Genomic DNA, 25,487 nt, shown 5'->3' on the forward strand with positions numbered 1-25,487 from the left:
TGAAGGAGAAGTATAGAGAAGGAGTGGTAAGATGAGATCGGGGAATCCCGTTTTAAAAGATGATACATTTCAGCGTTCTGCAGCTTCAGGAAAGTCGATGACCCTGGGTGGAACGACAGCAAAAATATCTCTGCTGTTTTTATTTTTGGTAGGAACAGCGGCGTACACATGGTACCAGTACTCACTGGGAGTCGATGTCACGCTCATGATGATCATCGGTGCCATTGGAGGGCTTATATTCGCTTTAATAACTGCCTTCTTCCCTAAAGCTGCGCCTGTCACTGCCCCTATATACGCAGCACTCGAAGGTTTTTTCATCGGTGGCATTTCCGCCTTCGTCGAGGGAGCTTATTCCGGGATTGTCATTCAAGCTGTCAGCTTAACGCTCGCCGTGATGGGAGCTTTATTGATTCTTTATGCAACAAGAGTCATTAAGGTTACAAGAAACTTCCGACTGATGGTTGTTTCCGCTACGTTAGGCATTTTCCTCGTCTATCTTGTGAATTTCATCCTGAACTTTTTCGGCATGACCGTTCCCTATCTCCATTCCAGTGGCCCTGTTGGGATCGGAATCAGCCTCTTCATCGTGGCTATTGCTGCCTTGAATCTCGTTCTTGATTTTGATTTCATTGAGAAAGGCGTCAACCGCGGTGCACCCAAGCACATGGAATGGTACGGAGCATTCGGCTTAATCGTAACCCTTGTCTGGTTATACATTGAAATTCTCCGCCTTCTTCAAAAACTCAGACGCTAAACGCCCAAAAAGAGAGTGATCGCCTAAATAGGCAATCACTCTCTTTTTTCCTCTTCCATTAAAGCTCCCTTTTCTTGAAGACTCAGTTTCGAGACTTTTGCGTTAGGGGATGGTGGTTGGGAAAACGGCTCGCTTTCCGTGGGGATGACGGCAAGCCTCCTCGGACTTCGTCCTGTGGGGTCTCGACAGCCAATCCATTCCCACAGGAGTCTCCCCGTTTTCCCAACCACCATAGATAGAAAGATGCTCGAAACTACATTCAAGGATCAAGCGCTTTTGAGACGGAGAATAATATAGCAACAGTACTTTGACATTTTCATCCTACTTTTATAGGCAGGTGCTCAGAGGAATGATTTCGAGAAGCAAATTGGGATAGGGTCGGCGGGGAATGGGGAGACTCACCGCGCTCCCGCGGAAAGCGAGTCATTCACCGCCGACCCGTCCCACTCATACAAAAGTCTCGAAATCGAGCGTTACTTAGCCTGCCATTAACCTAAACAACGTTACTGATCAAAAACCGTGTTGGTTTAGGAAATCAATGATGCCCTCGACAAGTCCATCTGCAAGAGGCAGGTCAGGGTTTGTGTAGGTCGCTAAATTTTCATCTCTATTCTCGGGAGCCTCCTTCAGCACATGATTCATCCCTTCCACAAGCATGAGCTCCGCCTCTGGCTCCGCTTTTTTCAAGAGTTGTGCTTCTGATTCTGGTACCTGAATATCGTTCGTGCCATTCACAATTAATGTCGGAACATCCAATTCAGCCAATTGCTCCGCAGGATCATAAGCCATCCATGAAAGGAGAAAAGGCTGGACACCTTGAGAAAACACTCCTTGCAGAGCCTGGCTGACATCAGGAACTGTCTCCCCTTCCCGCATTTTACCAAGGATCGTTTGACTTTCTTTGAACAAGTCTTCGGGTAAACTGTCCCCGAGTTGCTTTTCTAATACATGATCAATGGTCTGACCGGCTCCTGCCAAGGAAATGAATGCTTCTGTCGTTTCACCACCTGACGCCATCATCCCGACAAGAGAACCTTGACTGTGACCAATCACAGCTATGTCTGTAAAGCGTTTATCATCTTCCAGTGTTTCCAGCCACTGTTTAGCATCATCAATAAAAACTTCAAATCTCATTTCACTGTTGCCGGTTACAGCATTTATATTTTTGCCAGCGCCTCTTTTATCATATCTTAAGGAAGCAATCCCTTTGTCTGCTAAGGATTCTGCCAAAAGTTTGAGACTATCATTGTTTCCTGCACCTTGAGAGTTTCCATTCCGATCCGTCGGTCCTGAACCGGGGATAATTAAAGCGACAGGATAAGGCCCTTCTTTTTCAGGCAGCAATAACTCACCATATAATTGACCTGTAGAGGTTTCAATGGATAAGAAATCACCCTCTTCTTCCTTCACTTCTTTCTCACCTTTTCTCAATAAGAATGGGAAATTTTGTCCGTTTTGTGTAAAAGTACCATGCAATTGCTCTCCTTCTAATTTTCCATCAAACTGAACAGACTGCCCAGGAAGAGGCATCTGAAAAGAGACACTTCCTTCATTGGTATCTATCTCGGTTAATGAAAAATCCGTAACATTCTGTGCAGGAATGGTAATCGTCCCCGTCCACTCTTCTCCAGATTGAAAATCGACCAAAATGTTCAATGGTTGATTGGGAATTTGGATTTCCCCCTCCCAGTGACCTTCCAATTCTTTATTTTCCTGCCCATCTGCTTCCTCATTTTTCTCGTTGCAGCCTGTAATTATAAAAAGTACGATTCCTATCAATAATAGCTTTTTCATCGTCATCCTCCCTCATATCTATCATTTTACAAGAGATGAAGGAAATTTATAACAATATGAAAGCAAACCATTTCATTTGTTTTGGATCATCACACCTAATAAAAACACTCCGCCAAAAAGGGACGGAGTGCTTTCATCTATGCTTGGGTCTGAGTTGACTTCTTACTATTCAGGAAGAACGTTGTGATAAACATAAGAGCAAGGAAAATAATCACGATACTGAAACCACCAGCCATTCCGAAAGCTTCGGAAGCTAGTCCGATGATGTAACCAGCAATACCACCGCCGATTCCAGCAGCTATATAAATGAGTCCAAGCGCTGAACCACCTGTTTTAGATAGCTGAGTACCAAACGCTGTCGCTGTCGGGAACAATGTTGAGAAGAACAACCCTGCCCCAGCGAACAAGTAAGGGAAATTCTCAGCGACTAGGAAACTGGCACCGACCATCAACAATGCTCCGGCAGAAAACGTAATTAAAATAATCCGCTCATTGATCCAATTGGTCAAATAGGCGACACCAAGGCGTCCCGCCATGAAGAAGATGGAGAAGACAGACAAGATGGTCGCTACCATGTCCTCTTTATCAGCCGTTGACATGCCACCCAGATCCAGTGACTTCAAGTACGTCGGGAAGAAATTCATGAACGATACTTCCGCAGACACCTGGAAGACGAGAAAGATCATGAGAAATACGAACTGAGCGTCTTTCAACATAGGAATGAATGCTTTCAAATCGATTTTTTCTGCTTTCCCTGATGGAAAAGCTACGCTAGTAATATAGATGATAACAGCTACTAAACTGACTGCAATTCCTATATAAAAATAACGCCATGATGCAAATTGGAACATGTAGTTTAGAAATTGTGGAAATAGCACCATTCCTAACCCGTACACTCCCATCGCAAAGTTGAACATCTGATTCTGTTTTTTCGGATAAGCCGCGGGAATGATCGCATTGGAAGCAACACCGAGCGCCCCTAAACCGAACCCGACAATCATGTAGAAACCTAAGAAGAACATAATATTAGGCGCAAGACCTGTACCAAGAAAGCCAAGTCCCATAATGATGGCACCGATGATGGTCATCGTCCGCAGGCCTTTTTTATCTGTGTAATAACCGATTACGACACTGGCAAGCGTGAATCCGAGTTGGAAAATAAAGACTACCAGACCAAATTCACTCATATCCAAACCTAGATCCTTTTCCACTTGATCCAGTACGATTCCTTTTGTATTAGTAACACCACCCGAAATGAATTGGGTGAACATAAGAATAATTAATGCATGTATACTTTTTCCCTTTGTCATGTGGGGTACCTCCTGAAAATTGTTTGAATCGGAACATTTTCAGGAGATTCCCCGCTATATTTCAGTTGAAACTACCTTTTTACATGTAAACGTTTTTTCAGTAAAGTTTTCACGCTCTCCGCCCACTTAAGCTGGATAACCTTCCAAGTATCTCCTGAACTTCATTTTATTCCAGGCTGCCTACCATAGCGAATTCTTCGACCCCTTTGTGGTCATAACCCCCATCCGTAATTTTTCTTACGTCTGTAAGCATCTTTTTCATTGGAACATGAATACCTTTCATACCTGTAAATGCTTCGGCTACAAAAAATGGTTGAGTTAAGTAGGACTCTAATTTTTCTCCACGCTTAAACAGCTGTGTATCGGCATCTGACAAGTGGTCCACCCCGCTCGCACGGACAATAGACTTCAATTCACGATACCGGCGCAACACTTTTTGTGCTTTTTGCTGGGTTGAAAAGTGTTCCTGACCCAAGTTTGCACCTTCTAAAACGGAAGATGTGGAGTAGATCGGATGAATAGCTGGATACATATGCCGTACAGATAGATCCATATCAAACTGCCATAAGGTTTCAAGGGGGCCATAAGGCAAATCTTCATCCACAGCCTCCCCTTTCAAATCCACTAGAAACGTAGTGACGGATGTCTCCCCTGCCCATTTTTCCTGAAGCTGATAGATACTTCCATTCTGTACATGAGAACGATCCGATACGAAAATGACTTCATGAGTTTTCGAAGCTTGAACAACAGCCTTCTCTGCTTCGTCTATGGTGAGGTGAATAGAATCTACATCATCTGTAATGTCCGAAACCTCCGGATGATCTCCTTCCGGCTGAAGCATGACGATATAGTATCCTTCTTTTTTCAACCGACGAAAGATTTCCGCTAAAACCACTAGCTGCCCCATCCCCGGTCTTGCCACTAAACCAGCTGTGCCACCTTTAGCCAATGGCGCGAACAAGTCGATCGTTTTAATTCCCGTTTCAATCATTTCGAATTTCTCCCCTCTGATAATCAGTTCATCCACACTGCATTCCGCTAAGCTTGCCAAAGCAACTAATGTGCGTACTTCGGTTCTTCCCAACGCAATTTTACCTGTACAAAGATTCGAAACTGTTGCAGGCCTTAAACCTACAGATCTTGCCGCTTTCGTTAAGTTCGGTACACGCCTTCTCAACAGCGCGACATTCAAGTGAATAGATTCCATCATTTACCTCCTCTGTTACTTTATACAGTAATACCAAATACTTTCAAAAGCAACAACTTTTTACTTTAAAAAGAAATTTAAATTACGTTTAAATTTAAAATTCCTAGTCTCCATTTTATGGTAAACTGTTAGAAAAGCTTTGGAGGTAAGGAAATGGAGAAGATTACTTTTCGGAATAACCAAGGATTAAAACTAAGAGGAGTTTTGCAGAAGGGGACAAATGACAAATTGGTCATCATGTGCCACGGCTTTCGTTCCAATCGCTCATCACGCGGTCGATTCGATCGATTTGCAGAAAGTTTCCAACGAATCGGATACCATGTGCTGCGATTCGATTTCGGCGGGTGTGGAGAAAGTGAAGACCGACCGTTGAGCCTTGAATCCGAAGTCAGTGACCTTACAGCTGCCATTGATGATGCGGTTTCCAACGGATTTACTGAAATCGCTCTTTACGGCCACAGCTTAGGTGCACGTGTTTGCCTCGAAAGCTATCAACCTACTTACATTAAAACCATGATCCTTACAGGAGCAGGGACCGGTCCCGTTACATACGATTGGAAAGAAGAATTCACTCCCTCTCAACTAGAAGAACTAAAAGAAACCGGTTATCTGAAACAACCCGTACAAGACCCCTATCGTGAAGAGATTGTGATATCAAAACAAATGTTAGTAGACTTTGAACAAGTAGATCAGGAGAGGTTGTTGTCCTCCATCCAATGCCCGCTCCTGGTTGTCCATGGTGATCAGGGGGAAGAAGAAATTTTGCTTCCTTTAACTCAAAAAGGAATGAAATACCTCTCGCCCTCCTCACATTTGACGATAATCGAAGGAGCTCCCCACAGCTTCGAAGGATACCTGGATCACGTCGAAAAAGCAGCCATCGACTGGTTCCACAAACACTTTTAACTAACGCTCTCTTTTCTTGAAGACTCAGTTTCGAGACTTTTGTTGAATGGATGGGGGCTGCGGGGATGAATCGCTTTCCGTGAGATTGCAAGGAGCACCTCCCGAGTAGGCCTTAAGAAAGCCTTGTCTGGTTGAAATAATGAATGATGAATCACTTGCCATGGATACGGGGTCAGGGAAACGACGATTTGCAGTGCATTGAATCAGTCAGTAGAAAAACACACACGTTCGTGTCTCCATTCGTTTTTCATGCGGACGTTTCCTAGACCCTGTTCCCACGCCTTATTCTTGCTGGATCTATGGTTAAAATGACTCTATAACGGCGTTGGGGAACAGGGCTTTTTTTACAGAGCTTGGCAGGTTACTATTAGAGGGATTTCGAGAACCTCATATGGCAAAGGGGCGGAGGGAAACGGTGAGACTCCTATGGTGTGTGCGGGACAGCTGAGACCCCGCAGGGCTTAGCCTGAGGAGGCTCAGCGCCCGCCCCATGGAAAGCGAACCTTTTCCCGCAGCCCCTAGAATCCCACTAACATCTCGAAATCAAGTCTTCCACAATCCTGCCATATTGTTCAATAAGGGACATAGATAAAGAACCAGAAATCCCTTTGAAGGGACTTCTGGTTCTTTAGATGATTTCGTTATACTTGTGCCGCCAGGGGCGTGCTTCTTCAAGCTGAGAAGCTAACTTCAACAGTGTTCGTTCATCACCAAACCTCCCGGTAAAGTGGGAACCGATTGGCACATTTTCTTCATTCCAGTAAAGAGGAACACTCATCGCCGGCTGTCCAGTTACGTTCGCTACTGGGGAAAGATGGGCATATTCGGCAGACACAGCCAATATTTCATCGATCGTTTTTTCTTCTCCATTATAACAACCTAAAGGTAAAGCAGACTGGGAGTTGACGGGGTGTAAAAGCACATCATACTGATCAAAGAACGAGTGGAATTTAACGCTTTCTGTCGCTAGAAACATACGTGCTTGCTCGTATTCCATCGCCGTGTAACCTCCAGCCTTTCCAATCAACGTTGAAAGCATCTTCTCTAAATTTTGATCATTAGGCTTTATTCCATTCATTCTTGCCGCACCTTTGACAGCTAAAGCACCACCGACGACCCATACAGTAACGAACGCATCCATAAAGCGATGGAGATCAAAATCGGGATAAGCGACTTCTACTTCATGCCCGAGCGACTCACAAAGCTCTGCCGTATGACGAATGGCGCGTTGCACATCTGGCTGTATAGGCATCAATTCTCCGAAATCTGCCATATAAGCAATTTTCAATGACCCAAGATCCTCATGAGCGATTCCGGCGTAAGGATCGCCTTTAGCTGGGGTTGCAAAGAGGTCGCCTTTTTGCGGGCCTTCCAGTAGATCAAGGAGTGCGGCACTGTCTCTTACCGATTTTGTTACCCCATGACTGACGGCAAGGCTATTCAGATGCATGGAAAAAGGCGTCCTCCCCCTCGTCGGTTTTAAGCCGAACAAACCGCAGTTGGAAGCAGGGATACGAATGGATCCTCCTCCGTCACTGGCGTGTGCAAAAGGGACCATACCGGATGCAACAGCTGTGGCTGCTCCTCCACTTGAACCTCCAGGTGAATATTTCTTATTCCACGGATTTTTTGTGAAACCTAGATGGACAGATTCCGTAGCAGGCGTGAAGCCGAACTCAGGTGTATTACTTTTTCCAATAAAGGTAAGTCCACCCCTTCTGAAGCGTTTGACGATTTCATCATCCCCTTTCGCCTCAAAGCCTTCCATCACCTTAGAACCGTAGGACAGCGGATGTCCTTGTACAGCATTCAAATCTTTGATAAGAAATGGAAGACCCCGAAAATACCCGTCTGTATTGAAAGGTTCATCTATGTAGTGGACAACAGCATTCAATTCAGGATTCTTACGTTCCATAACTGTTTTATAGTGATGAATGACTTCTGATATGTTCAATTCTCTACTTTCTAGTTTCGCTTTTAATGCGATGGCATCAAACTGATGAAGCTCTTGAATTTCCAAGGCTGACTCTCCTTTCATGAACCATAAGTATAAACCGACACACAGCTTCTTCCATTTTCTTTCGCCTTGTATAACGCTCGGTCGGCTTTTGTGAGAAGTTCTCCTTGATCCACCCCATGTTCAGGATAGATGGACACACCTATCGACACACTGATTTCAATCTCACACCCTTGCAGATGGATCGGTCGGAGCACACGATCCAGCATTCGATCCGCAACTTGACGCGGGTGCTTGGTATCAGCTAAGTCTGATAAAAGAATAACAAATTCATCGCCACCTAGACGAGAGAGCGTGTCCGTTTTTCTTAACCCTTGACTGAGACGTTTAGTAAAGATGACAAGTAATTCATCACCGATTTGATGTCCATAGCGGTCATTAATTTGTTTGAAATTATCCAAATCAAAGAATAATAAGGCAAAAATCGAATCTTGGTCTTTCACCCGTTTCAGCTCATCTTCCAGCTTTTCAAAAAAGTACCGCCTGTTCGGAATGTTCGTCAACTGGTCATGATAAGCCATCTCTTCTAATTGATGCTGTTGTTTCCTTCGTTCCGAAATGTTCCGGCAAATCGTCTGGACCGCCTTGATTTGATGGTATTCCACAAGACCTCCATGCAATTCAACATCAATGATCGATCCATCCATTCTTAGAAGCTGGCGTTCGATCGGACCTTTCACATATCCCCCTGACAATAACGTGCTTAGACGTTTTCGTATATCTTCATATGGTTCATTGTAGAGGAATTTCTTTATATCCTGACCAAGTAATTCTACAGCTTTTTCCGCCCCCAGCAAGTCCATCCCTGCTTGGTTCACATAAATGATGCGATCTTCTTCATCATGCAGAAAAATCGAGTCCGGGGAAGTTTCAACTACCGATTCATAACGGCTCTCACTTTCTACACGTTGACGTTCTTTCTCTTCTATCAGCTTCATCGTTTGGGTAGACCCCATTTTTATGTACAGGAGATAAGATTCCCCAATTTCTGCAGATTGTATAGCATAAGAGATTTGAAACGGATTAGGATAACGGTCAGAGCTCTCAACTAAAGTTTCGCGACAATTATCCGCCCTTTCCATCGTCTCCTCGATATGGTCCCGTTTCGCCTCACAATAAATGTCATTTAATGCACACCCTTGAAGGTCTCCATACACCCGCTGCATCGTCGCATTGATGTAGGTAAAGATCATGTTCCCTTTTACATTTTGAATGATGGCTACCGCGTCACTTAAATGGTGAAACAAGTTTTTAAATATTGATGGTTGGTTAATTAAGGAATGGATGGCATTCATATATAAGCACTTCTTTCCTGTTAATAATAAGGTGAAAAGAACTAGAAAATAATGTTTTAACTTAAAAATTATAACACTAGTTCATCATCCCCTTCCATTTATATACAGACTTTTTACATTTTTCTTAATTATCCCCCCTACTCTCATCGATCCACATAGCAAACTTGCTGCGTTTGATTTTACTTACTCTAATGGAAATCTTTTTCTACATAGGTTTAGGTGAAAATGGGGAGGGTAAATAAACCGAAAGCTTTCAGGAGATGAGTCCCAAAATGAAGGTCTATAAAAATTCCGTTCTTACATTCCTTCTCTATTCCTTATTCATTCTCGCTGCTCTTGCGATCCATCACCTTTTATCCCCCACCCCTTTTCAATATGTCAGGAGTTTCATCTGCTTTGGATTAACCCCTGCTTTCATTCTTTATGCAAATCACAAACAACTTTGGTTCCGTTCCAGTCTCCGTTGGGTTATAAAGTTAAGCCGTCGCCCGGTTTTAAGCTCAATTCTCTTCGTAATGAGCGCACTCGCAAGCTTCGATTTAGCTCTTCATCTTCCACTAAGTGAGTTTGTTCACCTGTTCCTTTTAGGTTTCGGAGCGTTTATTTACTGGACACCTCTTTTGTTGCAATGCTCTTTCATACAGCTCCAAAACTACATGAGACGTTTTCTTTATTTAATGCTGACATCCTTATCCTTTGTGCTCTATCATGAAGCTTCTTTCTTCTTCAGTGAAGGAACCGATGCTGAGGCCTTTTTGTACACGGGTGTGATGATCATGATCATCCAGTTGTTTTCCTTGATCCTGGAGTGGGCCGAGGACGAGAAAGAAAATGATCCTGTAAACGTCAAAGGATACTTCAAATCCATCTCTAAAAATTGACCACCCTAAGCTCCCTTCCTTTAAATACAGCTTTGAGATGTTTAGGGTGTTTCCGTTACGCTTGTTAGCGGTTGGAGGTCAGGGGAATAACTCTTTTCATGGAAGTGCGGTGAGCGTACGAGTGATTTCCCTCCCCCCTGCTCTCAGTTCATATAAAACCACGCCTTCCAAAACCCTGCAATATAAGGATAAAAAAGCCGGATTCCTGTGTTTGGAATCCGGCTTTTCCGTTGGTTATCGAGGGGTCATGAATAGTTGTGTCCAGTATCTTTTATATGGTCCTGCTCCTTCGATGTATCCTACACCAATATGTGTGAAGTCTTCATGAAGAATGTTGGCTCTATGCCCATCACTGTTCATCCAACCTTCTACGACTTCTTCGGGTGTCCGTTGACCGGCGGCGATGTTTTCACCTGCTGCCTGGTAACGGAAATCGAATTCGTCCATCATATCAAATGGGGAGCCGTAGGTTGGTGAAGTATGACTGAAATAACGTTTGTCCGCCATATCCTGTGACTTTACGTTGGCTAATGCACTCAAACGATTATGCGTTTGTAAAGGCTCAAGTCCCCGCTGTTCCCGTTCTTTATTAACCAGAGCAACAACTTCTTGTTCGAACTCTTTCAATTCATAACCAGAGAGTGAATTCTCTGACACCCGTTCACTCGGGCGATCTGAAGTCACTTGCTCTTCTGGAGGTGCATCAGGGTATTTCCATTCCACATCTTCAAGAAGCTTAAAAAACGATTGGACATCTACTGCAAAATTCTGAAACTCATTTTTTATATTTGTATTCTCTACTAAGCCCTGCACATGTTGCGATACCCTCTCATAGGAAGCCCGCGGGCCTTCTTTCCAAAAGTCCTGGGCAGAAACTGGTGTCGCAATGACGATGATGACAAACAAGGCCACAAGAAAGAGAAAGAACTTTTTAATCATATCGATTCTCTCCTCACTTCAGGCTAGAAGTACTCTCTTCCAGTATTCCATGGCATCGCTTCAAAGGCAAACGGCAATATTTAACGATGGGAGGCTTTTAATTTCCCTTTATAAATCTCTGCTTTATGGAGGGGAAGCTCCAAGTCACGCGCAAACTTCTTCAAACGTTTCTCTTCTACAGGGTTCACTAGGGAAACAACCGTTCCTTCTTGAGATCCAATTCGTCCGGTCCGACCCGCACGGTGAATATAGGATGTCATATCTTTAGGAACATCAAGGTTGATGATATGGTTGATTTCAATAATATCCAGGCCTCTGGCAGCCACATCAGTTGCAAGTAGTAATGGATATTCCCCTTTTCGGAATTCCTTAATCGCTTTTGCCCGCTGCTCTTTTTTCGCATCACTGTGCAACAAGCCGATATCCAGGTGTTTGTACGTCAGTTTCTCGGCCATGACATTCAACTTGGCAATATCCTGCATGAAGGCAAGACCTTTGAACCCTTCCATCCGCGCCAGTTTTCTTAATGTCTCGATTTTATCTCTGTCTTCACAAACAATATAGGTATGAGTCACGTCGGGTTTCTTCAGTTCTTCTGTAACCCGGATCACTTCCGCCTCTTCATCCATGAATGTTTGAGCTATTTCAATGACCTCATCAGGCAATGTGGCTGAAAACAACAGCGTTTGCGTATCACGCATCGTGCTTTTCAACACATCTTCAACCGTATGGATGTGTTCTGGAACAAGTAATTGATCTGCTTCGTCCATAATGACCGCTTTGATTTCATGTGCCTTCAATTTTTTCTTCTGTAGCAATTCATACACACGGCCTGGGGTACCAACAACGATGTGCGGCTTTTTCTTCAGCTTGTCCATCTGTCGCTTAATATTCGCTCCACCAATCATCGTCATGCTGGTGATGCCGCTTCCTTTCGTCCAAGTCTGTACCTCCTGATGAATCTGCATGACTAATTCATGCGAAGAAGCCATGATCAACACTTGTGTATGCTTCTGTTCGGGGTCCACTTTTTCAATCAGCGGTAGTAAATAAGCCAAAGTTTTCCCACTGCCTGTAGGGGCTTCCGCCACCACATCTGTGCCTTGTAAAATGAAAGGTATGGCCTGTTCTTGAACTTTCGTCAAGCTCTCATATCCTGAAACCTGCCATGCCTCTTTCGTAGATGGGGATAATTCCTCAAACCACGATTGGTTGATATCTGTCATCTATTATCTTTCCTTTCCATATATCTTTAGAATTCCTAATATACCCTTCTATTACCCACCCTGCCCTCCAACTAAAGCTCCCTATTCTTGAAGACTCAGTTTCGAGACTTTTGTTGAGTGGATGGGGCTGCGGGGAATAGCTCGCTTTCCGCGGGAGCGCGGTGAGCCTCCTCAAGCTTCGCTCTGCGGGGTCTCACCATGCACTTTTTTCCCGCAGGAGTCTCGCCATTCCCCTCCGCCCCTTTGCCATTTAAGTATCTCGAAACCACTTTCGGAATTAGCTGCTTTTATGCACATGGTTATTGGAGGGGAATGAACTCCTAAGCACACTATTCTGCATGCAAAAAGCTTGTTATAGAGCGCTTTTTACGTATAAGACCAGGATAGTGGAAGGCACCCTCCCACAGTAAATGGGTTCGTTTCTCACTTTCATGGTAGGGGGTGGTTGGGAAGCTGCGAGACTCCCGTGGGAGAAGGAGATAGGCGAGATCCCGCAGGACGTAGTCCGAGGAAGCTCGCCACTCCCCCACAGGAAAGCGAGTTGCTTCCCGACCATCCCTGACACTCAACCCAGCAACGAATCCCGGAAACATCTCGAAATCGAGTCTTCAAGAATACTGCCATTTAGTTGAAGAGGGAGTTTTGTATATAAAAAATAGACCTCTTTCCATATTGGATAATGGAGAGGCCTTTCATACATGATCCATAGCTTATTCTTATTATACCACCATTAAGAAGAAGATTCGATAAACTTCTTCAAATGCTGAAGGTGATCCTGAACTTCTTTTTTGATGATCTGCGTGATGAGCGGTTTCATCAATTTGTTTCGTAAACCTTCCGTGTAAAGCTCCCCTTGGAAGTCTACTCTTGTTCCCTCTGAAGTCTGCACGAATTCATAATGATACCGCAAATCCAATCCATGCTGATGACTGCGGACAGAGTATTTTCGATTGGGGTCAAAGTCGGTGACCTCAATGATTGAGCGCGCTTTTCTGCCTCTGATTTCGCGAGTTTCCTGGAACCTGTACCCTTCTTTGACAGGTCCCTCACTCAATAGTTGTACATCAATGACTGTATCCATAATTTCAGGGCTGTTGTTGAAATCCGTCGCCATCTCAAAAACTTCTTCTACAGGTTTTTCGATGATGACGGACTGATTCATAAAAGCCATAAGCATCCTCCTCTGTTAAAAGCTCTACCCCCTATATTCTCTTTACACGCTCCGACTCCTTTTTTACATGACAAGAATATCCTGGCAAAACACACACAAGCTAATGGAAGCACTCAAGAAAAGCGAGGTATATGTATATGGGTTGGATCTCCGTCGTTCCTTTCATCGTGGTCATTATTGCAGCTATATGGACCAAACAAGTCATTCCCAGTTTACTATTCGCTGTTGTCGTGGCCGGTTACATTATCGACCCGCACTGGCTGGGCGGGATGATGACAGCCTTAGGTTTCATCATTGAAGGATTAAGGGATGAAGCCAACTTAAAGATCATCCTTTTTCTATATGCTTTCTCCGCTTTAATCGGACTTGTAAAAATGTCAGGAGGGATCAAAGGATTCGTCAAAGAAGCAACAGAGCGGATCGACCATAAAAAAGGAGCGTTCATCCTAACCTGGTTGTCTTCTTTAGGAACTTTCAGTGCCCCGAGTTTTCGGATCGTTACCATTGGACCAGTGATGAAAGCATTGAGAAGGAACATCCCGATGACAAAACAGGAGCTTGGTTTCGTCATCGAAACGACAGCCTCTCCCCTCGTCGTCTTGATTCCAATTGCTACCGCGTTTGTTGGATATATGACATCAGTCATTGAACTATCCTTGCAGCAAGCAGGGACGGAAGGAGACGCTTATTCCTTATATATCAGCAGCATTCCGTTCAACTTTTTCGCCTTTTCTATGCTGGCTGTCGGTTTTTATATGAGTTTTTTCCATAAGAATAAAAAACCTGCAACCGATGCCGAGAACATGGACCAAGAAAAAAGAGAAGATGATGATCAATGGGAAGACTGTCATCCAGCCGTTACGAAAAATCTACCCGCACAGCCTTGGCACCTGATTGCTCCCTTGATCAGCGTCATCCTCCTTACTTTCTTTCTTATGTATATGGTCGGAATCAGAGATGGAAAGTCCGGATTTGATGCCTTGATTAATGCAAACGTACTTGATGCGATGGTACTTGCTGTCGTTCTTACCCTCATCGGGTTTGTCGTTTACTTGAAATTTCGAAACGAGAAACTTAGGAAAATGATGAACACCCTCGTCGATGGAGGAAACGAAATGATGAGCGTCATCGTTCTCCTTGCCATGGTATGGGGATTGAGCAGTGGATCTGAAGCGCTAAAATTCGCGGATACCATTTCTAAGTCTTTCGACTGGATCCCCGCAGGGTTTGTAGCCGTCATCCTATTTGTTGTCGGCTGCGGCCTCTCTTATTTCATCGGGTCTTCCTGGGGCACATGGGGGATTCTTATGCCTGTCGGAATATCAATCGCCACCGTAGCCGGAAGTTCACTACCGATTGTCATCGGGGCCGTCTTTGCCAGCGGAACATTTGGGGCCTTCGCTTCTCCTTTGAGTGATGATACGAATACGACTGCTGGAATTTTAAATTTGAATCCGATTAAATATGCCAAATTCAAGCTGAAACCGGCCCTCATTGCAGCCGGATTCGCTTCTGCGATTTACTTTGGTTTGTCGTTCTTTTTATAGCGGATGCGAAAGTGCACGACAAGCGGATTCCTTTGGAGATTCCCTCATGAACTGGATGGAAATCGCCTCAGATAAAAATACGGCCCTCCTTTCCTCCTGAATAAGGCCTGTGATACCTTGTTATTGGAGGAGATTCAAAATGAAAGACTTTCATGCATATCTTTGGTCCACCTTATTATTCAGTTCATTTATAGGGTGGACCCTCTACCATTTAGTAGGGACAGGCGCCTTTTTCTTACCTGTAATCGCTCTTTTGATTTTTATATCTATTCAGTTAAATCGTTTAGAAAGTAAAAGGAACAAGAATGAACGTGCGTAACAAACCGTTTTTTCATGTTGTTCCGAGTCCAAAAAGAAAAGCAAGGAAGTTTTAACGTGCTTCCTTGCTTTTTTGTTCAGTTATTTAATTGGAAGGAATAAGCGGTAACTCGTTTCAGCACCTGTATAAGGTTTGTATTCCTCAAAGCCGAATCCTTCTACCTGTTGATACCCTTCACCCTTTATCCACTTATGCAAATAAGCGTAAGGATTGAAATCATGAATGGAAGGATCATATTCAAGCATGGCATACGTATGAGCAGGGATCGTCTTTGTAATCATGTTTGGCGGAATTTTCTCAAAGCTATCGACCTCTACAGCAGCAATCCAATAAAAAGCATCGGTCATCTCATTCCAATTTGGCGGGTCGACGAACATTCCGATGGAACGCGGCGCGTTGACCCTGTTTCTTACTTTCGGCAGATTTGTCGTATGGAACTGCTCCATCAATCGCGGAATTTTAATTTCCCGTTCATCCATCATGGTTTGACAAGAGACACCGACGACCTTGATATTGGACCTACGAACAACCTGGGGTTCCACAGCGGTTGTCAATTGCTTACTCATTGCATGGCCACTCCTTTTGGTTTTGAATATTCTCTCTAACTACTTCCACATCGATCCTAGATTTCCTTGTAAAAGTTGTGTGTTCGATGAAATTCGTAGCCTTTCGACCTTCTTTTTACATGATATTATTGATGAGGTCTATTCCTATATCCTATTGTTTGTTCGGTCTGAATTATGCTCATAAATTCACTTCCATCCGACGACCGCTTGTAAGATGGCTTTCTGGACGTGCATACGATTTTCGGCCTGCTGAAAGACTGCCGAATGATTCCCGTCAATGACACTTGCTGTCACTTCTTCCCCTCGATGGGCCGGAAGGCAATGCAAAAAGGAGACATTTGATTTAGCTTCCTTTAGTAAAGATTCATTTACTTGGTAGCCTTCAAAATCCAACAGGCGCTTTTCACTCTCTTCTTCCTGCCCCATACTCGTCCAAACATCTGTGTAAATGACGTCCGCATGCTTCACGGCTTTTTCTGGATTCTCTTCCAGTACGACGGATCCACCATATCGTTTCGCCAGCGCTTGGGATTTTTCGGTAATCAGAGGGTCAGGTTGATATCCGTCCGGAGCTGAGACGACCATTTCCATGCCCATCATAGCTGCCAAAATCATCAGCGAATGAGCGACATTGTTTCCGTCACCGATGTAAACAACCTTCACTCCACACAAACGCCCTTTCAATTCTAAAATGGTAAAAATATCAGCGAGTGCCTGACAGGGATGGTAGATATCGCATAAGCCGTTAATGACAGGTACAGAGGCGTGTTCAGCAAGCTCCTTCAATTTTCCATGCGATGTCGTTCTGAACATGATGGCGTCAACATACCCCGAGAGCACGCGAGCCGTATCGGCAATGGTTTCACCGCGGCCGACCTGGATGTCTCTCGTGTTTAAATAAAGAGCATGGCCGCCCATTTGAACCATCCCGACTTCAAAAGAAACGCGTGTTCTTGTTGAAGATTTTTCAAAAATCATCGCCAGGTTCTTCCCTTTTAAAGATTGAGAATAAGGATTTTCTTTTAAGTGTTGTGCCTGCGCTAACAATTGGGAAACCTCTGATTGATTATAATCAAGCCAAGTCAAAACGTTCTTTCCATGCATTGAACCATCTGTTGAATACATTTGTTCCATCAAATTCATTACGATCGCACTCCTTCACGTTTATTACCCGGCAGAGGGGCAGGGTCGAAATTTTCACAAGCCAATGATTGAATATAGGCATCGAACGTTGCTTTCTCACTGAAAACGGTCATTCCATTCTTCACAGCCTGTATTCTGCGTTCACTCGCTTCGGAACTTGATTCATCATTGACATAAATAGAAGCATCCTCAAGCTTGAGCCACTCATCAAAATCCTTAGTTGAAAAAGTTGAATCCCCTTCTACAAAGCAAGAATCTTTTACATCATGCACATTCGGTAAATGGGAGAACACTTTTCGCAAGGCTTCATCTATGGTCTTTCCAAGGCACATCCCCTCACCCGTCGATTTCATATTCGGACCAAGCTTATGATCCACCTCCGTCAAGGCATAGGATGAAAAGACCGGATACTTCACGGCTGTTTGTTCAAAAACAGGTGTGGGAATGGACATCAAATCCACTTCACCGGATGCCAATACCCGAACAGCTAAATCCACAAGGGGAACGTCTGCCACCTTACTCACAATTGGTACCGTCCGACTCGCTCTCGGATTCACTTCCAGCACATACACGTTTTCTCCGCTCAGTAAAAACTGGATGTTCATCATTCCTTTGTAACTAAAGTACCGGACGATTTTTTGGGAGTAGACTTCAATAGTCTTCTTGACTTCTTCACCAAGCTTTGATGGAAAAAGCGCCATACTGTCTCCGGAATGAACGCCTCCCGGTTCTATATGCTCAATGATCTCAGGAAGATAGAGGTTTTCACCGTCCGCCACGAGGTCCACCTCTACTTCTTTTCCTTGCATAAAGGTGTCCAGAACAATCGGATAGTGACGATCATCCGCTTCCTGAAGCGACTGTCTCAACTCGTTCATATCTTTGACAATGACCATCCCCTGGCCCCCGATGACATAGGACGGGCGGCAAAGAATCGGAAACGAGTAATGCTCTGCTGCTTTTAGAGCTTCATTTTTTGTATGACAGGTGGTACCTGAAACATAAGGAATATCTAAATCATTTAATGCCGCATAGAATCTATCCCTGTCCTCCAGCGCATCTAAAACGTCTGTACTTACTCCTGCAAGGGGGATCCCCTCCGTCTCTAGTTCTGCTGCCAAATTAATGGCGGTCTGCCCTCCGAATGAAGTGAATACAAGGTCAATACCTTCATGATCAACGATGGATGTTATGATTTCTTTTTGAATCGGTTCGAAGTAGAGGCGATCCGCGGTTTCGTAATCGGTACTGACGGTTTCTGGGTTGTTGTTCACCATGATCGTCGTCCACCCTTGCTTTTGCAGACTTTGGATGGCTTTCACCGCACTATAATCAAATTCAACCCCCTGCCCGATTCGTATCGGTCCGGATCCGAGAATCAACGCTTTTTTCTTTCCTGGCAGTGGTGTAATTTCATTCACACCTGCAAATGTGCTATAGACATAGTTCGTTGCCGCTTCAAATTCCGCTGCACACGTATCGACGAGCTTGAAATGGCGGTGAACCCCGAAATCCTCTCTCCTTTTTTGCACTTCTTTTTCAGATATCCCAGCAAGATGAGCAATCTCCTGATCTGAAAAACCACAGATTTTCACTTGTCTCAAAAGCGCTTCACCCAAAGTCTCTTGTTGCAGACACTTTTCTAAATCAACAAGATTTTTCAGTACATGTAAAAAGAAGCGATCAATTTTAGTATTTTCATGGATTGTCTCCAGACTTTCACCTTTTCTTAGAAGGTGGAGAATAGCGAAGTAGCGCAAGTCTGTAGGCTCCTCCAGGTGATCCCAGGCGTTATGAATGTCGGGTACTTTCGTATCCAGGGATTGGACGGCTTTTTGAAAAGCCCCTTCCAACGTCCGGTCGATGGCCATGACTTCACCTGTCGCCCGCATCTTCGTCCCGAGCTTACGATCCGCTTCTGAAAACTTATCGAACGGCCAGCGGGGGAATTTAACGACGACATAATCCAGCGCTGGTTCAAAGCTTGCGTACGTATAGCCCGTAAGCGGATTTTCAAGCTGGTCAAGCGTATAACCAAGAGCCACTTTTGTCGCCATCTTTGCAATCGGATAACCCGTGGCTTTCGAAGCCAGGGCTGACGAACGACTGACGCGCGGATTAATCTCGATGACATAGTATTGACGACTCTCTGTATCAAGCGCGAACTGAACATTACACCCTCCAATGACATCGAGTTCAGAAACAATCTTGAACGCCGCTGACCGAAGCATTTGATAATCGTTATCCGACAATGTCTGGGAGGGAGCGACAACGATGGAGTCTCCGGTATGAACACCCACAGGATCGAAGTTTTCCATATTACAAACAGAAATACATGTTCCATTGTGATCCCGCATGATTTCATATTCAATTTCCTTAAAACCTGCAATACTCTTTTCGACGATGACCTGGTGAATCGGACTCGCTTTCAGCCCCGTCGCGATCAAATCTTCCAGTTCCTCCGGTCTGTGAACGATTCCACCACCACGTCCACCAAGGGTATAAGCAGGTCGACTAATGATCGGGTAACCGACTTGTTCAGCAAAGGCTTTCGCCTGCTCAACCGTAGTAATCACTTCACTTTCGGGGACTGGCTGGGATAATTCATGCATCAACCCGCGGAACAATTCTCTGTCCTCCCCTTTTTGAATGGAATGGACACTGGTCCCTAATAACTCGAGATCATAATCCTGCAAAACGCCTTCTCTTTCCAGTTCAACGGCTAGATTGAGAGCGGTCTGTCCCCCGAGCCCGGCAAGGAGCGCATCAGGTTTTTCTAGATCAATGATTTTCGTTAAGCTTTCAACCGTCAATGGTTCACAATAAACCACATCAGCCACGTCATGGTCTGTCATGATGGTTGCCGGATTGTTGTTGACAAGGACAACCTCACACCCCTCTTCTTTCAGAGCAAGACATCCTTGTGTTCCTGAGTAATCAAATTCTGCCGCCTGCCCAATCATGATCGGACCTGATCCAATGACTAATACTTTACGAGACATGCGTCTTCACCCCTTTGTTCTTCACAAGTGTAAGAAAGTTATCAAACAACCATTCCGCATCTTTCGGCCCGGGATGGGCTTCCGGGTGGAATTGTGCGGACATGATTAGTTTTGAGTCATGCATCAAACCTTCGATGGAACCGTCATTGACGTTATAAAACCTTGTTACGAGCGGCGTCCCATTCAGGCTGTCTTCTTTGACCACATAGTTATGATTCTGCGAGGATAGGAACACTTTTCCTGAAACCACATCTTTGACTGGATGGTTGGCACCGCGGTGACCGAATGTCAACTTCGTCGTATCCCCTCCAAAAGCAAGAGCAATGACCTGATGCCCCATACAGATTCCGAAAGCCGGAAACTTCTCCAAAGCCTTTTTCAAAAGTGGTAAAACGTCTACCGTATCTTTCGGGTCTCCTGGTCCATTTGATAGAACAATAGCGTCCGGTTGAAGCGTATCCAGCATCTCGACCTTAGAGAAAGGAAGTACCGAAACCCGGACACCTCTTTCAAGAAGGGCATTCAAAATCGATTTCTTCCACCCGAAGTCGATGAGTGCTACATGCATGCCCGCTTCTCCATAAGTTTCAATTTTTTCACCACTCACCTGCTGTATTTGATGGCTCTTTGTCGGCTGGAATAGATAATCTGTCCCGCGAGAAAGAGCGGCTTGCTGTGTTCCTTCTGCACGGATGGCCTTGGTGACTTCTCTTGTATCTACCTCAGTCATGTATGGAATGTTTTGTTCGTTCAAGTACGTTCCTAAGGACTTTCTCGCCTGAAAATGCGAAGGAACATCCGTACATTGGTACATGACCACACCACTTACTTGAATTTCTTCACTTTCCCCATCCTCATCGTTGATGCCGTAATTCCCTATCAATGGATACGTAAATACGACAATTTGTCCTTTATAAGAAGGATCGGTGAGAACTTCCTGGTATCCCGTCATGCCGGTGAAGAAGACGACCTCGCCCTGAACGTTTCGGTCAAAGTGCCGCGAAGCCTTCCCTTCAAATGTTGTTCCGTCTTGTAAACATAAGTATCCTTTCATTCCATCACCCCACAAAATGAATATTTATTATATATTGCGTATTTTTATACATTTAACTTCTGGGAAAGACGGTTCTGAACACGACTGTGAACATCACCGCCTATACATTTTTTATGCTTTTTGCAAACTGTCTTCCTGCTGTTGGATCGCTTCGGTAATTAAAGCAACAGCTTGGTCCATTTCCTCATATTCCACAGTCAATGGAGGGAGCAGCCTCAAAACATTCGGCCCGGCTACTACAGCCAAAAGTCCTTTTTCCCTTAATGAGTGAACGATTTGGATCGCTTCACCCGATATGGAAATCCCCAACATCAATCCTTTGCTGCGTACTTCTTTCACACTGTTAAAGCGCGCCAATGAATCTTCAAGCTTATCTTTGAATACCGTCCCTTTCTCTGTAACAGATTCCAGGAAATCAGAAACGAAGATTTTCTCAAGCGTCGCTTTCACCGCCGTTGAAGCTAATGGGTTCCCACCAAACGTAGAACCGTGAGATCCAGCTGTGAAGGAATCTTTCAATTCGGCTTTCCCTAACATAGCCCCGACAGGAAACCCACTTCCCAATCCTTTGGCAGCTGTCACGATGTCAGGATCCAGCCCATGGTGTTGATAGGCAAAGGCCTTTCCTGTACGACCGATGCCGGTCTGAACTTCATCAATGATCAAAAGGGCGCCTAATTCCCGGCATTTATCTTCGACCGTTTTCAGAAATTCTTTGGTTCCCGGTACGACTCCACCCTCTCCCTGGATGACTTCGACCATAATCGCAGCCACATGACCGTCGTGCACTTCCTCTATTTTTTGTACATCGTTATAAGGGAAGTATTCGAAAGTCGGAAGCAGAGAACCGAATCCTTCATGAATCTTTTCCTGCCCTGTTGCACTCATCGTAGCAAATGTCCGTCCGTGGAAAGATTGCTTGAATGTAATGATTTTCTCTCTCCCTGTATGTTTACGGGCAAGCTTGATTGCCGCTTCATTCGCCTCTGCCCCGCTGTTACAGAAAAAAGCATAGTCTAGTTCAGACGCATCACAAAGCAAATTCGCTGCCTCTTCCTGAACAGGGATTTGGTATAAGTTTGATACATGCCACACTTGATTCAACTGTTCTTCCAGCGCTTCCTGCACTTCTGGAGGTCGATGACCGAGATTACATACAGCAATCCCTGATACAAAGTCTAAATAATCCTTCCCTTGATCATCGGTCACCGTGGTTCCCTTTCCAGATACAATCGTTAAAGGAAAGCGATTATACGTAGGAAATAAACTCACTCTACCATCTCCTTCCTTTTTGCTCTAATGGATGTGCCATTCAACGAATCGCCTTGCATCAAAGCTTGTTCTCCACTTACAATTCTTACTTCTTGTAAATGGTCGGATAATGCTTCCGTTGCAGAACGGACCTTAGGAATCATTCCGCCATAGATGACCTTTTGCTCGATCATACCATCAATTTCCTCGGGTGTCGTGCAGTCGAGAATTTCGTCTTCAACGAGAATGCCTGGAACATCTGTCACATATAAAAGCTTTTCAGCTCCTACAGCTGTTGCTATAGCCCCGGCTGCTACATCTGCGTTAATATTCACCGTTTGATGATCTTCGGTTTTCCCAAATGGTGCGACGACAGGAAGAAAACTTTCAGCAAGAAGATTCTTCAGTATAGTTGGATTTACTTCTTTCACCTTACCTACAAGACCTAGGTTTTCTTTATCCAAGTAATCGGCTTGCAGCAACGATGCTTCAGATCCTTTGACTCCGACGGCTTTGACTCCCTTTTTCATCAGATGACCGGTAATCCTGCCATTCACAGAACCCCCAAGAACCATTTCTACCACTTCGAGCGTTTCTGGAGTCGTTTTTCGTAATCCGTCATAAAATTCACCTTCGATGTTCAGCTGATCCAGCAATCTTGTGATCGCAGGTCCTCCTCCATGAACAATGATTACTTGATAATGTTCCTGCAGGTCCAGAAAGCTGTTATAAAAGTCTTCGGTGAGTTGATCGAGCATACTTCCCCCAAGTTTTATGACAATAAGAGGCTTAGGTTCTGTAACTTGCATTGATTTTGACGTAGTCATAAGTCAAGTCACACCCCCACGCCGTGCCTTCCCCATCTCCTTCATAAAGATGGATGGTTATTTTCACTTCTTCATTGTCCAAATCTTCGGTTGCCTGTTCTTCAGAAAATGGACATGGCGTTCCGTTACTGAATACCAGTTGATCTTCAATGTAAATATCACACTGAGTCGGATCTACTTCAGCCTCACTATGGCCGATGGCGCCGACAATCCTTCCCCAGTTGGCATCCAACCCATAAACAGCTGTCTTCACCAGGCTCGAACCAACCACTTTTTTACCGATGATTCGCGCTTCTTCATTTGTGCGGGCCCCGGTGACCTCCACTTCAATCAGTTTTGTGGCACCTTCCCCATCTTTGGCGATTTGTTTGGCAAGATCTTCACAAACAAGCTGAAGGGCGGTTTGAAAAGCTTCCCAGTCCGGGTGGTCTTCTGTTAATGATTCATGATCTATTTCTCCATTCGCAAGCGTCAGGACCATATCATTGGTCGAAGTCTCTCCATCAACCGTAATCTGGTTGAAGGATTTATCGATAGAAGGACTTAACGCGCGTTTTAAATCACTAGGTCCAATGGTTGCATCAGTCGTGATAAAACCAAGCATTGTCGCCATATTCGGGTGAATCATCCCCGATCCTTTAGCTGCTCCACCGATGGTGACGGTTTTCCCTTCTACCTGTACCTGGTAGCACGCATGCTTTTGACAAGTATCTGTCGTAAGAATCGCTTGTTGAAAATCTTTATACCCTGCTTCTGATGGCTCAACATTCTCACAGCCGTGGGTGATCTTTTCCATTGGAAGCTGCTGTCCGATCACACCCGTAGAGGCTACAGCTACGTATTCATCCGGAATCTCAAACCTTTTTGCAATCATCCGACGCATCTCGTAAGCATTGGCAAGACCTTCTTCTCCTGTGCACGCATTAGCGACTGCACTATTGATCACGACACTTTGAATTTTCCCCTGTTCTGCAATGCTTTCCTGCGTCACCTGAAGAGGCGGGGCCTGGAAATGGCTTTGAGTGTACACAGCCGCTGCAGAAGCCGGTCGATCACTCATAAGAAGGGCGAAGTCCTTTTTTCTGTATCTTAATCCGCTATGAATTCCACCTGCCTTGTACCCTTTCGGCGTAAGAATGGATCCATCCGCTACTTTTTCGATTGTTTGGGTGTTCTTCGCTTGTATCAAACCATCTCTCCCTCTCTTCATTAAGGATAAACAGGCAGTGGTGCAAGCCCTGTTCTCTCATCATATTGAAATACAAGATTCATATTTTGGACCGCCTGACTGGCTGCCCCTTTCATTAAGTTATCAATGACACTTACGATGGTGACCCGCTTCGTCCGGGCATCAATGGTAAGACCGATATCACAGAAATTAGACCCATACACATCTTTCGTGCATGGAAACCCGCCCGATTCCCGGACCCTGACGAACGGTTGCGGCTCATAGTAGCTCTTAAACTTCTGCCGTAAATCCTCTTCACTCATCTCTTCTTTTAACTGAAGATAGATGGTCGCCATGATTCCTCTTGTCATCGGAACGAGGTGTGTGGAAAAGGTGACAGGTTCTAGTTGGTCGTCCCAAATGGTTAATTGTTGTTCAATTTCCGGGATGTGCTGATGTTGATTCACTTTATAAATTTGAAAATTTTCCTGGGCATGAGCAAAATGGGTGATTGGATTTGGATTTTTCCCAGCTCCTGACAGCCCTGACTTCGCGTCAATTACGATCGAGTCAGGCTGCACCAATCCTTCTTTGACTACTGGTCCCAAACCAAGTAATGTCGCGGTCGGATAACACCCTGGATTGGCAATAAGGTCTGCCTTTTCTATTTGCTCTTGATTCCACTCCGGGAGCCCATAGACGGCATTCCCCAGTGTCCCATCAGGGGCTGCTTCTTTTTTGTACCACTGTTCATAAGTAGCAGGCTCTTTTATTCTTAAATCACCAGAAAGGTCAATGACTTTTGCATGGCCGCCCTGGAGTTGAGGTGTCAATTGACTTGAAACCCCAGACGGAGTCGCAAGGAAAATGACGTCCAAATCCTCCTTCATCTTCTCCGGTTCTAAATCATGTAAAACATAAGATTCTCCCCCTTGGAATTGAGGGTAAATGTTTTCAAATTTCTCCCCAGCCTGGGAGGATGAATATAAGGTTATCGCTTTAACTTGTGGATGATTTGTTAATAAGCGGAGCAATTCAATTCCGCCGTATCCGGTCGCACCTACAATCCCTGCTTTCACTCTAAATCCACCTCTATGTATATTTATTATT

General features: G+C 44.7%; 20 protein-coding genes. 4 read left to right on the forward strand and 16 right to left on the reverse strand.

The window, feature by feature from the left end; genetic code table 11:
* Positions 1 to 31 precede the first annotated feature (31 nt).
* Complete coding sequence (locus tag DYE48_RS10220; RefSeq protein WP_115823519.1) at positions 32 to 754, forward strand: Bax inhibitor-1/YccA family protein; 723 nt, start codon at positions 32 to 34, stop codon at positions 752 to 754.
* A gap of 510 nt (positions 755 to 1,264) precedes the next feature.
* Here the strand turns inward: DYE48_RS10220 and DYE48_RS10225 are convergent.
* The 3 genes from DYE48_RS10225 to DYE48_RS10235 all read right to left on the reverse strand — a co-directional run bounded on the left by DYE48_RS10225 (position 1,265) and on the right by DYE48_RS10235 (position 5,065).
* Positions 1,265 to 2,548, reverse strand: coding sequence for an alpha/beta hydrolase family protein (locus DYE48_RS10225; RefSeq protein ID WP_115823520.1), 1,284 nt, complete (start codon positions 2,546 to 2,548; stop codon positions 1,265 to 1,267).
* Between the two features lie 137 nt (positions 2,549 to 2,685).
* Positions 2,686 to 3,858: an MFS transporter gene (locus DYE48_RS10230; protein WP_115823521.1), complete on the reverse strand. Its 1,173-nt coding sequence runs from the start codon at positions 3,856 to 3,858 to the stop codon at positions 2,686 to 2,688.
* Between the two features lie 166 nt (positions 3,859 to 4,024).
* On the reverse strand, positions 4,025 to 5,065 hold the full coding sequence (locus DYE48_RS10235; RefSeq protein ID WP_115823522.1) for an ATP synthase beta subunit C-terminal domain-containing protein: 1,041 nt from the start codon (positions 5,063 to 5,065) through the stop codon (positions 4,025 to 4,027).
* 153 nt (positions 5,066 to 5,218) lie between these two features.
* Between DYE48_RS10235 and DYE48_RS10240 the strand changes: the two genes are divergently transcribed.
* Positions 5,219 to 5,971: an alpha/beta hydrolase family protein gene (locus DYE48_RS10240; RefSeq protein WP_115823523.1), complete on the forward strand. Its 753-nt coding sequence runs from the start codon at positions 5,219 to 5,221 to the stop codon at positions 5,969 to 5,971.
* Positions 5,972 to 6,599: 628 nt separating this feature from the next.
* On the opposite strand, the gene DYE48_RS10245 is transcribed toward DYE48_RS10240, so the two are convergent.
* Positions 6,600 to 7,991, reverse strand: coding sequence for an amidase (locus DYE48_RS10245; RefSeq protein ID WP_115823524.1), 1,392 nt, complete (start codon positions 7,989 to 7,991; stop codon positions 6,600 to 6,602).
* A gap of 14 nt (positions 7,992 to 8,005) precedes the next feature.
* Complete coding sequence (locus DYE48_RS10250) at positions 8,006 to 9,283, reverse strand: sensor domain-containing diguanylate cyclase (protein ID WP_115823525.1); 1,278 nt, start codon at positions 9,281 to 9,283, stop codon at positions 8,006 to 8,008.
* A gap of 272 nt (positions 9,284 to 9,555) precedes the next feature.
* Here DYE48_RS10250 and DYE48_RS10255 point away from each other — a divergent pair, with 272 nt between their 5' ends.
* Positions 9,556 to 10,164, forward strand: coding sequence for a hypothetical protein (locus DYE48_RS10255; protein WP_115823526.1), 609 nt, complete (start codon positions 9,556 to 9,558; stop codon positions 10,162 to 10,164).
* A gap of 234 nt (positions 10,165 to 10,398) precedes the next feature.
* On the opposite strand, the gene DYE48_RS10260 is transcribed toward DYE48_RS10255, so the two are convergent.
* From DYE48_RS10260 to DYE48_RS10275, 3 genes are all read right to left on the reverse strand, one after another.
* Complete coding sequence (locus DYE48_RS10260) at positions 10,399 to 11,103, reverse strand: CAP domain-containing protein (RefSeq protein WP_115823527.1); 705 nt, start codon at positions 11,101 to 11,103, stop codon at positions 10,399 to 10,401.
* Positions 11,104 to 11,183: 80 nt separating this feature from the next.
* Positions 11,184 to 12,329 carry a DEAD/DEAH box helicase gene (locus DYE48_RS10265; RefSeq protein ID WP_115823528.1) on the reverse strand — a complete coding sequence of 382 codons (1,146 nt, stop codon included), beginning with the start codon at positions 12,327 to 12,329 and terminating at the stop codon, positions 11,184 to 11,186.
* A gap of 730 nt (positions 12,330 to 13,059) precedes the next feature.
* Positions 13,060 to 13,500 (reverse strand): SRPBCC family protein, encoded by a 441-nt coding sequence (locus DYE48_RS10275; protein WP_115823530.1) that lies wholly within the window; start codon positions 13,498 to 13,500, stop codon positions 13,060 to 13,062.
* Positions 13,501 to 13,631: 131 nt separating this feature from the next.
* On the opposite strand from DYE48_RS10275, the gene DYE48_RS10280 reads away from it, so the two are divergent.
* Positions 13,632 to 15,047, forward strand: a complete 1,416-nt coding sequence (locus DYE48_RS10280; RefSeq protein WP_115823531.1) for a Na+/H+ antiporter NhaC family protein — start codon at positions 13,632 to 13,634, stop codon at positions 15,045 to 15,047.
* A gap of 399 nt (positions 15,048 to 15,446) precedes the next feature.
* Here the strand turns inward: DYE48_RS10280 and DYE48_RS10290 are convergent, their stop codons facing one another.
* From DYE48_RS10290 to argC, 8 genes are all read right to left on the reverse strand, one after another.
* Entirely contained in the window at positions 15,447 to 15,932 is a 486-nt protein-coding gene (locus tag DYE48_RS10290) for a GyrI-like domain-containing protein (RefSeq protein ID WP_115823533.1), read from the reverse strand.
* 186 nt (positions 15,933 to 16,118) lie between these two features.
* Positions 16,119 to 17,075: an ornithine carbamoyltransferase gene (gene argF, locus DYE48_RS10295; protein ID WP_208639650.1), complete on the reverse strand. Its 957-nt coding sequence runs from the start codon at positions 17,073 to 17,075 to the stop codon at positions 16,119 to 16,121.
* Positions 17,075 to 20,077 carry a carbamoyl phosphate synthase large subunit gene (locus tag DYE48_RS10300; protein WP_115823534.1) on the reverse strand — a complete coding sequence of 1,001 codons (3,003 nt, stop codon included), beginning with the start codon at positions 20,075 to 20,077 and terminating at the stop codon, positions 17,075 to 17,077. The genes argF and DYE48_RS10300 overlap by 1 nt, the downstream gene beginning before the upstream one ends.
* Positions 20,067 to 21,131: a carbamoyl phosphate synthase small subunit gene (locus tag DYE48_RS10305; RefSeq protein ID WP_115823535.1), complete on the reverse strand. Its 1,065-nt coding sequence runs from the start codon at positions 21,129 to 21,131 to the stop codon at positions 20,067 to 20,069. Before DYE48_RS10305 ends, DYE48_RS10300 begins: the two co-directional genes overlap by 11 nt.
* Positions 21,132 to 21,242: 111 nt before the next feature.
* On the reverse strand, positions 21,243 to 22,403 hold the full coding sequence (locus tag DYE48_RS10310; RefSeq protein ID WP_115823536.1) for an acetylornithine transaminase: 1,161 nt from the start codon (positions 22,401 to 22,403) through the stop codon (positions 21,243 to 21,245).
* Complete coding sequence (gene argB, locus DYE48_RS10315; protein ID WP_115823537.1) at positions 22,400 to 23,209, reverse strand: acetylglutamate kinase; 810 nt, start codon at positions 23,207 to 23,209, stop codon at positions 22,400 to 22,402. Before argB ends, DYE48_RS10310 begins: the two co-directional genes overlap by 4 nt.
* Positions 23,172 to 24,398 (reverse strand): bifunctional ornithine acetyltransferase/N-acetylglutamate synthase, encoded by a 1,227-nt coding sequence (argJ, locus tag DYE48_RS10320; RefSeq protein WP_115823538.1) that lies wholly within the window; start codon positions 24,396 to 24,398, stop codon positions 23,172 to 23,174. Before argJ ends, argB begins: the two co-directional genes overlap by 38 nt.
* Before the next feature lie 20 nt (positions 24,399 to 24,418).
* Positions 24,419 to 25,456 carry an N-acetyl-gamma-glutamyl-phosphate reductase gene (argC, locus tag DYE48_RS10325; RefSeq protein ID WP_115823539.1) on the reverse strand — a complete coding sequence of 346 codons (1,038 nt, stop codon included), beginning with the start codon at positions 25,454 to 25,456 and terminating at the stop codon, positions 24,419 to 24,421.
* Between the last annotated feature and the right edge of the window lie 31 nt (positions 25,457 to 25,487).

The organism is Halobacillus trueperi (assembly GCF_003386945.1).
In the GTDB taxonomy this organism is placed as follows: Bacteria; Bacillota; Bacilli; order Bacillales; family Halobacillaceae; genus Halobacillus; species Halobacillus aidingensis.

Bases quoted from the DNA above. Each gene is read 5' to 3' on its own strand.
- DYE48_RS10220 (WP_115823519.1), top strand. From the start codon at position 32: ATGAGATCGGGGAATCCCGTTTTAAAAGATGATACATTTCAGCGTTCT.
- DYE48_RS10225 (WP_115823520.1), bottom strand. From the start codon at position 2,548: ATGAAAAAGCTATTATTGATAGGAATCGTACTTTTTATAATTACAGGC.
- DYE48_RS10230 (WP_115823521.1), bottom strand. From the start codon at position 3,858: ATGACAAAGGGAAAAAGTATACATGCATTAATTATTCTTATGTTCACC.
- DYE48_RS10235 (WP_115823522.1), bottom strand. From the start codon at position 5,065: ATGGAATCTATTCACTTGAATGTCGCGCTGTTGAGAAGGCGTGTACCG.
- DYE48_RS10240 (WP_115823523.1), top strand. From the start codon at position 5,219: ATGGAGAAGATTACTTTTCGGAATAACCAAGGATTAAAACTAAGAGGA.
- DYE48_RS10250 (WP_115823525.1), bottom strand. From the start codon at position 9,283: ATGAATGCCATCCATTCCTTAATTAACCAACCATCAATATTTAAAAAC.
- DYE48_RS10255 (WP_115823526.1), top strand. From the start codon at position 9,556: ATGAAGGTCTATAAAAATTCCGTTCTTACATTCCTTCTCTATTCCTTA.
- DYE48_RS10260 (WP_115823527.1), bottom strand. From the start codon at position 11,103: ATGATTAAAAAGTTCTTTCTCTTTCTTGTGGCCTTGTTTGTCATCATC.
- DYE48_RS10265 (WP_115823528.1), bottom strand. From the start codon at position 12,329: ATGACAGATATCAACCAATCGTGGTTTGAGGAATTATCCCCATCTACG.
- DYE48_RS10275 (WP_115823530.1), bottom strand. From the start codon at position 13,500: ATGGCTTTTATGAATCAGTCCGTCATCATCGAAAAACCTGTAGAAGAA.
- DYE48_RS10280 (WP_115823531.1), top strand. From the start codon at position 13,632: ATGTATATGGGTTGGATCTCCGTCGTTCCTTTCATCGTGGTCATTATT.
- DYE48_RS10290 (WP_115823533.1), bottom strand. From the start codon at position 15,932: ATGAGTAAGCAATTGACAACCGCTGTGGAACCCCAGGTTGTTCGTAGG.
- argF (WP_208639650.1), bottom strand. From the start codon at position 17,075: ATGAATTTGATGGAACAAATGTATTCAACAGATGGTTCAATGCATGGA.
- DYE48_RS10300 (WP_115823534.1), bottom strand. From the start codon at position 20,077: ATGTCTCGTAAAGTATTAGTCATTGGATCAGGTCCGATCATGATTGGG.
- DYE48_RS10305 (WP_115823535.1), bottom strand. From the start codon at position 21,131: ATGAAAGGATACTTATGTTTACAAGACGGAACAACATTTGAAGGGAAG.
- argB (WP_115823537.1), bottom strand. From the start codon at position 23,209: ATGACTACGTCAAAATCAATGCAAGTTACAGAACCTAAGCCTCTTATT.